Raw genomic sequence first — 9,221 nt, 5'->3', positions numbered from 1 at the left:
GCTCATCGTCTCTCCTGATTCGCGGGACAATCTTGCCCGCCGTCAGGCAGAAACTCCACTTACCGCCCTGTCCAGATTTCCGGAGCCAGCTCTGAGGCCAGTGGTTGAGTTGGTTTACGATCCGTTGTGCCAATGGCTCTTAAGCACACGGGGACAAGCTGTTCGCCTCACATTCTCCGAGATCGAAGAAATTCTTAGGCGGCCGCTACCTGCTTCTGCCTACCGCTTCAGTGCATAGTGGGGAAATGAAAGCTCGCGCAAGGCTGGTCACACGCAGGCCTTTGCGTGGTTAGAGGCCGGCTTCAAGGCTAAGGTTTCGCTGAAGCGGCGAGCGGTCGAATTTGATCGGACATGATCCTCGTCTGCCCACGCGAAGCCGGCTCCTGAGTCGCGGCGGGTCAAAGGATCAACGGTGTCAATCCACCGATTTTTTGGGTGCGCTTCGCTTGCGCTCGTGCGCCGGGTGCGCGAGCTTCATCGCTGATGACTATGCACATTGAGAAACTAGCCTGGGCCGTCGGATTGCTGGATGGCGCGAAACGCATTGTAGCGGCCGATCAGTCCGCCACCATTCAGCAGATCGGCCTCTCTCTCTACCTCCTTATTGGCTTCAGCATAGAGAATGCCCTGAAGTCCGTTATAGAAGAGAGCGGACAGCTCAGCGGAAAACTGAAACACTCTCACAATCTCACCGATCTGCTTATTAAGGCGACAGATTGCGGATTGTCTCTCACGGCTGAAATCGACGAGTTTATCCGAGATGTGTCGCCCTACCACGCGCACTTCGCGTTCAGGTATCCTGAGAAAGCTGGGTGGGTGACCCTCTACAAACCCGGACCGGCAGTGCAATTGCTTGAGGAGTTTCTCACGATCGTCACCCGCACGAAGAACCAAGTCGACATTTTTGGCTGGACGCCAAACATGATTGATTTCCTGCGAGGTCCACGGTGACTGCATCAGCATCATCTTGCGCTCGCCCTCCGGTTGCGCCACGCTGCTAGATGATGTGGAGGAAGAACATGGCCGTCGACTGGCGCGAATACGCCGAAGGCGTCGAGAAGCAGCTCGAGCAACTGAGGCGCGACCTTGAGCCCCTCGAATCAGGGAGGATGAAGCTCGGGGAGCGCGAGGGGAGCAACGCCTGGAGAGACGTCACCCAAGAGGCGATCGATCGCAACAGGCAGGTGATTGCGACTTACGAGGCGATCCTGAAGGACGTGCGGGAGAACCGGATCAAGGACTGATGCCGGGCTGTCGTCGGTCCCTGCCCACCGGATACTCTGCCGGATGTGTCGACACCCGTAACGCCCGGATGTGGCGACCGAGCAACATTTGCTGAAACCGGGCCAAAGCGCGGGGAAATCCGCTCAGATTACAGGCATGTGCCTGTTCGTATCTCAACCGATGCCTACGATGTTCGTTGCGCGGAATCGGCGCCACAGTGTCCACAACGCCTGCTGATCATCTGATTCGCGAAAAGGACCGCCGAGGCTGGCTACCGGGCGATCCTTCCGTAATCAGAACCTCCATTTGCGGAACCAAGCGGAGGGCCCTCTGGCGAGTGCGATTCTTTTTTAAACCCCGCACTGAAGGCGTCAATAGCTTAGTTCGTTTAAACGGGGCAGACCCCCAGAAAGTGAACTGCAGCTATGTCGAACGAGTGGTTTATCGATATCCCTGGCATCTCCGGGAAGAGCTACCGCTATTACCAAGTGAACTCCCCGCGTAACGCCGGAGCTATGCGGGATTTTGGGTGACGAGGCGATCAGGCGGCGTGGTTTGCCGGCACCTGGATGACCTCGATGCCGTTTTCGAATCTGACACCTGCGATGACCTTCGGCAACTGATTTGTGCCTTTCAGCCGGCGCCAGGTCTTTGATGCGGCGCAGAGCAGCTTGAACACCATCAACTTGGCAGTCGTTGACGATAACGAACCTTTCGTGCGCACGGTTCTGTGCCGGACCGTCGCGAACACGCTTTCAATGGGATTCGTAACCGGTATAAGATCCTCGGTGCTGATGTTCGGCTGCGGCTTTCAAGATCGTGGCGTATGGTGCGACCATCCGGGACAGAGGCACCGGGAGCACGAAAGTGTGGGCAGGCCGATGCGTACGATGAGCTGCGAGCTCGAGTTAGTAGCTGGCCGCCTCTACGACTAGCCCGGTTGCGCCGTGAGCGCGGATCCGTAGTTGTCGTGTCGCCCACCGTTCCCATCATATGACAGGAGGTGCAAATGCGACGCGTAATCGCCCACCGAACTTTCGGCGAGGTGGTTTTCTGGGAAAACGGCAGACTTCGACCGGCCGGTCGCGTCGATATGACCCGCACGGCACTGGAGGGCTTTGGCAAAAGCCTTCAACCGATAGATGAGGTGGTGATCGAAGCGACCGGCAACTGCATGGCGGTGTCACGGTGCTGTCGCCGTTCGTGAAGCGGGTGGTCATCGCCAACCCATTGCAGATGAAGGCAATCGCCCATGCCCATGTGAAGACTGACAAGGTCGACGCGGGCACGCTGGCCAGCTTGTACGCGGCCGGCTATCTGCCGGAAATCTGGACGCCGGACGCGGCCACAGAACGGCTGCGCAGGCTGGTCGCTCGGCGTTACCAGGTCGTGCGGCATCGGACCCGGATCAAGAACGAAGTGCACGCAATCCTTCATGCGCACCTGATCCCAAAATGTCCGCACGCCGATTTATTCAACGGCCGCGGCCGCGATTGGCTGGCGCACCAGCCAGTACCCGACGACGAACGGGATGCTATTGAGCGGCATGTGCGCGAGCTCGATCGGCTCACCGAAGATCTCACGATCCTCGATCGGGAGATCGCTACAAACACGCTGGACGACGGCTCGGTCAGGCGGCTGCTGACGATCACCGGCGTCAATCTGGCGGTGGCGGTCGGGTTGATGGCGGCAATTGGCGATATCACGCGCTTCAAGAGCCCGCAGAAACCGGTCAGCTACTTCGGGCTCAATCCGCGTGTGCACCAGTCGGGCCTCGGTGCCGCTCATCATGGCCGGATCAGCAAGGTCGGACGCAGCCACGCCCGGGCCATGCTGGTAGAAGCCGCCTGGGCTGCCGCCAAGGCACCCGGACCGCTCCACGCTTTCTTCGTGCGTATCCGCGCCAGACGGGGCCATCAAGTGGCCGCCGTCGCCGTAGCGCGCAAGCTGACCGTCCTGTGCTGGCATCTGCTGACGAACGAAGAGGATTACCTCTGGGCCCGGCCCAGTCTTGTCGCTCACAAGATGCGCGGCATGGAGTTACAGGCTGGCCGAGCGCAGAAAAAAGGCAACACGCGCGGCTCTGCCTACGCGTACAATATCAAACAACTCCGCGATCAGGAGATGCACGTCGCCGAGCAAGCGCAGAGAAGGTATGAGCACTTTGTCGAAGCTTGGCGCCCGCGCTCGCCAAAAGAAAAGGCGCGCGGGCGCCTCAACCCGGCAGGGCACAGATAGGCTGCCCGGCGACGCTTACAGCCGACGCGCCGCTCTTCGCCACGAGGTCACCCGCGCACGACAATAACGATCGCCTGTTCGGGCTAGTTCCCATGCCCCTGGGGCACTGGGTCGGTGAGTCATTGTGTTCTTTCCAGGCCCGATCCGATCGAGGATGCCGCCGTGCTCGGGCCGGTCAAGGCCGAGCCTTGCGGTGGCCGCAAACTGCGGCCAGCCTTGACCGCCCCTGCGCGCGGCAGCTGCGATATGGGCGGTCCGGACGGAAGAATGCCAGCGGCGCGGTCGAACAAAAGAATGCATCTTCCGGAGCCCGCTAAAAACTGCTTGTCGATCTCATCCGTCGTCCGCAAGTGGCCCCAATGCTCGGCGGGGAATTCGTAGAACGCGTCGCGATCTTTCGTCAGGCACTTGACCGCCTTGTCGTACTTCGCTCCGTATTTCTCGGCAAAGACGTCGATCGCCACTTCGGCCGAAGCTCGGTTGGGCGCCAAATAGACCTCGCGCAGATCCTTCTTGATGCTGGCCTGTACCGACACTGCGACTTTGTTCAAGATATTCGCGGTTTTGTGCACCCGGCACCGCTGGTGTCGCGTGGCGGGAAAGACCTCGTCGAGCGCCTTCCAGAAGCCGAGCGCGCCGTCACCGACGGCGATTTCCGGGGTGATCTTCAGCCCACGGGTTTTCGCTTCGACGAGCAGTTCGTGCCAGCTCTGCGCGCTCTCGCGCACGCCGACCTGGAAGCCGATGAGTTCCTTCTTGCCTTCCGGCGTCGCGCCGATCAGCACCAGCATGCATTCGCTGTGGTCTTCCATGCGAGCCTGCAGGAAGACGCCGTCCGCCCACACGTATACGTACCGGCGCGCCGACAGGTCGCGCTTCTGCCAATGCTCGTAGTCGCTCTGCCACTCCGTCGTCAGTCTGGAAACCACCGCCGGAGAAAGATTCGGCGCATCCTTGCCCAAGAGCGCCGCCAGCGCCTCCTGGAAGTCGCCCGTCGAGATGCCTCGCAGGTACAGCACCGGCAAAAGTGCATCCAAGCTCTTCGTGCGCCGTGCCCACAACGGCAGGATCGCCAAGGTGAAGCGAATCCGCTCGCCATCGCTGGTCACCGCGCGATCCCGAATCTTTACCCGGGCGACTTCGACGGCGCCGATCCCCGTCTGGATCGTCCGCACTGGACCATGGCCGTCCGCACGAGGCGGTCGCGGCCGTCGGGAAGCTTCAAGCCATTCATCGCGGCGAGAAACGCCTCGGCTTCCATCTCGACAGCCTGCGCAAGCAGCTGCCGAGCACCAGATCGCAAAACATTCGTCAGTGGATCGTCGATCTCATCGGGCTGACGCAGTGGGACAACGTTGCTATGCTCGTTCATGGCGTATCGCTCTCATGTGAGGTTCTGGCAGGCTCGATACCCGCCTCGATACGCCGCCTATCTCATTCCGTCATCACCCAGTTTCCCGCATAGCTCCGTAACGCCGCTGAATTGGAAGCAGTTGACCTTGCCCCACGGGCTTAATCCAGTTTGAAGTTCGCTCTGGCCCACGACAAGGACCAGAGCATGAAGCGCAGCCGCTTTTCGGAAGAGATGGGGTATTCGGTCCCGATCGCCTGACCGATTTGCCGCGCGGCACGTTTTGGCTGACGATCATGGACCAACTCCATCCGGAAGGAGAAAAGCCATGATCTACGTCGGCCTCGATGTTTCGCTGAATTCCGTTCCCGTATGTGCGGTGGACGAGACTGGAAAGCTTATCCGGGAGGGAACCACGTTGGCGGACGCGCCATCGATTGTGCAGTACCTCGAACCATGGGCTGGTCAAGTTGAACGGGTGGGCCTTGAGGCCGGACCGATGTCAGAATGGCTGACCGGGAATCTAATCGAACTGGGGCTGCCGGCCGTCAGTTTGGAAGCCCGCCAGGTTAAGGCGGCACTTTCGGCCATGCCGGTGAAGACCGATCGGAATGACGCCCGTGGGATCGCGCAGGTGGTGAGAACGGGATGGTTCAAGCCTGTTCACGTCAAGAGCATCGGCAGCCAAAGGGCGCGGACGCTGGCCGCGGCTCGCAAGCATATCATCCGCTCCATCGCTGCCACAGAGCAAGTCATCCGCGGACTTCTGCGTCCGCTCGGTCTCAAAGTCGGAATCGTCTCGCGGACTCTGTTCGCGACGCGAGTTCGTGAGTTGGTCAGCGATGACGCCTTACTGGAGGCGATCATGAATCCGCTGCTTGCCGGACGCGAAGCGCTGATGCGGGAGTACGCCCGACTGCATCGTCTGGTTCTAAAGGCCGTGCGCAGTGACCCGGCTTGTCGGCTCTTGATGACGATGCCGGGGATCGGCCCGGTCTCTGCGTTGACCTTCCGCTCCACTGTGGACGATCCCAGGCGATTCCTGCATTCCCAATCCGTCGGCGCCTATCTCGGGTTAACACCCAGGCGATACCAATCTGGGGAGGTTGACCGGGTGGGACGGATCACAAAAGTCGGAGATGGAGAGACGCGCACAGCCCTGTTCGAAGCTGCCAACGTCGTTCTCAGGCCATCAACCCGATGGTCTCCGATGAAGGCCTGGGCGCTGCGTGTTGCCCACCGGCAAGGAAGCAAGCGAGCGAAGGTCGCGCTGGCCAGAAAAATGGCTGTCGTTCTTCACCGAATGTGGGTTGATGGAACCGAATTCCGATGGACGGCGGTGGCGTAAGGACGTCATCGCCAACCCAAGAGACGCCCGTCGCGGGGCGTGGGATGGTCGAGTTCGTATGATCTGTCGTGGCGTCCGCCCTCCAGGTCGGATGACTACGCCGAAGAGCTTGAACCGACCATTCAACCGAATCCCATAGTGTGGCGGTTTTGCCGACCACGAACAGAAGCAAGGTACCCGCGGCACGCGCTCTTAAGGGATTGACAAAAACAGACCGAATACAGAAGCGGATCATCGCGGTGCTGCGGGAGCACGAGGCAGGATCGAAGACCGGTGATGTTTGCCGGAAGCACGGGATCAGCAGCGCGACGTTCTACAAGTGGAAGGCCAAGTATGGTGGCCTGGACGTATCCGAAGCTCGACGCCTCAAGGTCGTTGCCGACGAGAATGCGAAGCTGAAGAAGCTGTTGGCCGAGGCGATGCTCGACAACGACATGCTAAAGGACCTCAATTCAAAAAATGTATGGTCCGCCCCGTCCGTGCAAGGGTTCGTAACAGCAAAAATGACGCTACCAGTTGCATAGATGACTCCGACCTCTCGCGAGTGGACTGCGGTTGCAGCCAGGCCATGATGAGATCCGCGCACGCCGTTCCCAATAAATGGTTCGGGCACGAAGCCCGCTTTTTTGCACAGGGCTTACGGCATGTTGATCCACTGTTTCGTCATCACTGTTCCCGAGCCTTGCAATCGAAGCCAGAAGCGTCAGGTGAAAGCAGGATCTCTGCGTTCGTAGAGAGCTCCAGGCTTGTTCAAGACCACCCAGACAATGCGGGCCATCTTGGCCGCTAGGGCGACAACGGCCTTGTTCGGATGCATCCGAGCCTGCAGCCCGTCGAGCCAGTTTCCTAGGCGATCGCGCGTCCGGTCCAAATGCCGGAAGCAAGGTCGCGCGCCATGCACTAAACGTTTTCTCACATAACGGTTGCCGCGTTTGCTGACGCCAAGCAACGTCTGTTTTCCGCCGGTCGAGTATTGCCTGGGCACTAACCCCAGCCAGGCAGCAAGGTCGCGGGCCTTGCGAAACTACAGCCCATCACCGATCGCGGCAAGTACAGCGGTCGAACCCAATGCGCCGATACCAGGGATTGTCATCAGCCGGCGTGTGACGTCCTCTCGATCGGCGACCGCTTCGATCTCCTGTGTCACTTCGCGGGTCCGTTCTTCGAGGCGGCGGAGATCAGCGAAAAGATCGCCCACCAGGCGACGCATCACGGGTGACAAATCGTTTCCTTCGTCATTCAAAGCGCGCGGCAACTCGAGTTTGAATATTCCGGCACCCTGACGCAAAGGTACGCCGTACTCGACGCAGAAAGCCCGCATCTGATTGATCAGGCGTGTCCTCGAGCCGACCATCTGCTCACGGATCCGATGCAGCGCTTGAAGATCGACTTGGTCCTCCTCCTTCACGGCGACGAAGCGCATTATCGGTCGCGTCGCGGCCTCAGCGATCGCCTCAGCGTCGATGATATCGTTCTTGTTCGACTTCACGTAGGGCTTCACGAATTGCGCGGGGATCAAGCGCACCCTGTGACCTAGTGCCTTTATCTTCCGGGCGAGCCACTGTGAACCGGCGCAGGATTCCATGCCGACTATGCTTGGTTGTGCGCGAGCAAAGAACTGAAGAAGGGTCTCCCGTCGAAAGCGAACTTTCTGAACAGGTGTGCCGTCGCAGCTTAGGCCAACTTGGGGGCAAGGTCACTTTCGATCTGTGGCGAAGGCAATTCCGCCTTGATCGCGAATCGATCCTAGGCCATTTGTGCTTCGCTCTCCCTTGGGGGGGCAATATGCGTGCCAACAAAAACTCATCAGGCTGCCGGTTGAAAAGCGCGAGGTTCGGTCGTTTGATGCGAAGCTCCTCGCATGCCTGCTTTGAGCGCGTCGGTGGCCGCACGTGCGGGTCGGCTTTAAGACATGCATGTCGTAAGCTGGACAGTCCGAACGCGATGATCATGCCGCAACAGGCGGCGTGGCGAACAAACTCCAGCAATAGGCCATCGCGGCGAGAGCTGATGGCTCGCTGTTCGAACTCCTGGTGTAGCTGCCGACAGAATTCCTTGCGGCCGGCCGTTCTTCGGGGGGATCCGGACTAACGGGAAATTCCCGCTGCATGGCCATCTCAGGTCGTCCGCCGTGCCGGGTGAATTTTAATGGCGCCAAAATCTCACTGGCAGAGGCCCCCGGGAGCTTCGGCTATGCCAACGTATAGCGTTCCAGCGAACGGTTCGCCTGCCATTTCTCTTGTGGTCGATGCGATGACTGGGACAGGCAAGCGCCTTAGAAGGCCACGGTCTGGGCGGATAGCAATCTTCTCCAGAACATCTGAAGTCGCAGCTACGAGGTTGAATTGAAGTTGAGTAGCGGCTCTCGGCGTTGGACCAAACGAGAAGACGAACTGCTGCGCGAGCTTGTTGATGTGGGCGCACCCGTGAAATCTATTTGCAAAACACTCAATAGATGCGAGGCAGAGCTTCGCAGGCGCGGCTACTACATTGGCTTACCGAGGAAATGGTTTAAGCGAACGGAAGCCCTATGACGCTGAAGCAGCTCGGCAGCGGCAGTTTTGCACGATCATCGCGGAAAGATCAGCGCAACGGCAATGATACCGTCAAACGGCACCCGCAGGATTGAGCCGGCTCCGCAAATTTGAACGAGGCGATAAGTGGAGTTTCTGCCTGACAGCGGGCACGCTGAGCCTGCGAATCAGGAGAGATCATGAGCAGACGACCGCGCCGGAACCACTCACCGGCCTTCAAGGCGAAGGTGGCGCTGGCCGCCGTCAAGGGCAATCGCACGATAGCCCAGTTGGCGGAGCATTTCGACGTTCATCCCAATCAGATTACGGCCTGGAAATCGCAGCTTGAGGGCAGCGCCTCCGATATTTTCGGACCGGGAGGTGGGACACCGGCCACGCCCGCCATCGACGTGAAGTCGTTGCACGCCAAGATCGGAGAGTTGACGCTTGAGAAGAAACGGCATCGCCGACGGTCGGCTCTAAGGGCTGGAGAACGAAGCCGAATGCCTTGGCGCGCCGATGCAAATTGTTGACCACTCGCGTCCGG

At 59.7% G+C, this 9,221-nt stretch carries 4 protein-coding genes and 6 pseudogenes; 7 read left to right on the top strand and 3 right to left on the bottom strand.

Annotated elements, in window-relative coordinates; all coding sequences use genetic code 11:
• The 3 genes from GGD62_RS40680 to GGD62_RS40290 form a co-directional block, all read left to right on the top strand.
• The coding region (locus GGD62_RS40680; RefSeq protein WP_210318082.1) for a hypothetical protein at nt 1–238 on the top strand (238 nt) is incomplete at its 5' end.
• A gap of 245 nt (nt 239–483) precedes the next feature.
• Complete coding sequence (locus GGD62_RS40295) at nt 484–951, top strand: hypothetical protein (protein WP_183714782.1); 468 nt, start codon at nt 484–486, stop codon at nt 949–951.
• Between the two features lie 68 nt (nt 952–1,019).
• Nucleotides 1,020–1,244 (top strand): hypothetical protein, encoded by a 225-nt coding sequence (locus GGD62_RS40290; protein ID WP_183714779.1) that lies wholly within the window; start codon nt 1,020–1,022, stop codon nt 1,242–1,244.
• 521 nt (nt 1,245–1,765) lie between these two features.
• On the opposite strand, the pseudogene GGD62_RS40285 reads toward GGD62_RS40290, so the two are convergent.
• Nucleotides 1,766–1,993, bottom strand: a pseudogene (locus tag GGD62_RS40285) (IS256 family transposase); the annotation flags it as partial.
• A 240-nt stretch (nt 1,994–2,233) separates the two neighbouring features.
• On the opposite strand from GGD62_RS40285, the pseudogene GGD62_RS40280 reads away from it, so the two are divergent.
• Nucleotides 2,234–3,462, top strand: a pseudogene (locus GGD62_RS40280) (IS110 family transposase).
• Between the two features lie 317 nt (nt 3,463–3,779).
• Here the strand turns inward: GGD62_RS40280 and GGD62_RS40275 are convergent.
• Nucleotides 3,780–4,872, bottom strand: a pseudogene (locus GGD62_RS40275) (IS256 family transposase); the annotation flags it as partial.
• A 269-nt stretch (nt 4,873–5,141) separates the two neighbouring features.
• Here GGD62_RS40275 and GGD62_RS40270 point away from each other — a divergent pair.
• On the top strand, nt 5,142–6,161 hold the full coding sequence (locus tag GGD62_RS40270; RefSeq protein WP_183714775.1) for an IS110 family transposase: 1,020 nt from the start codon (nt 5,142–5,144) through the stop codon (nt 6,159–6,161).
• Nucleotides 6,162–6,361: 200 nt separating this feature from the next.
• A pseudogene (locus GGD62_RS40265) lies at nt 6,362–6,625 on the top strand (transposase); the annotation flags it as partial.
• Between the two features lie 239 nt (nt 6,626–6,864).
• Here the strand turns inward: GGD62_RS40265 and GGD62_RS40260 are convergent.
• A pseudogene (locus GGD62_RS40260) lies at nt 6,865–7,854 on the bottom strand (IS110 family transposase); the annotation flags it as partial.
• A gap of 1,020 nt (nt 7,855–8,874) precedes the next feature.
• Between GGD62_RS40260 and GGD62_RS40255 the strand changes: the two are divergent.
• Nucleotides 8,875–9,180: pseudogene (locus tag GGD62_RS40255) on the top strand (transposase); the annotation flags it as partial.
• Between the last annotated feature and the right edge of the window lie 41 nt (nt 9,181–9,221).

It is taken from the genome of Bradyrhizobium sp. ERR14, from assembly GCF_014198235.1.
Lineage (GTDB): Bacteria > Pseudomonadota > Alphaproteobacteria > Rhizobiales > Xanthobacteraceae > Bradyrhizobium.
This window is presented reverse-complemented; position numbering and strand designations above follow the sequence as displayed.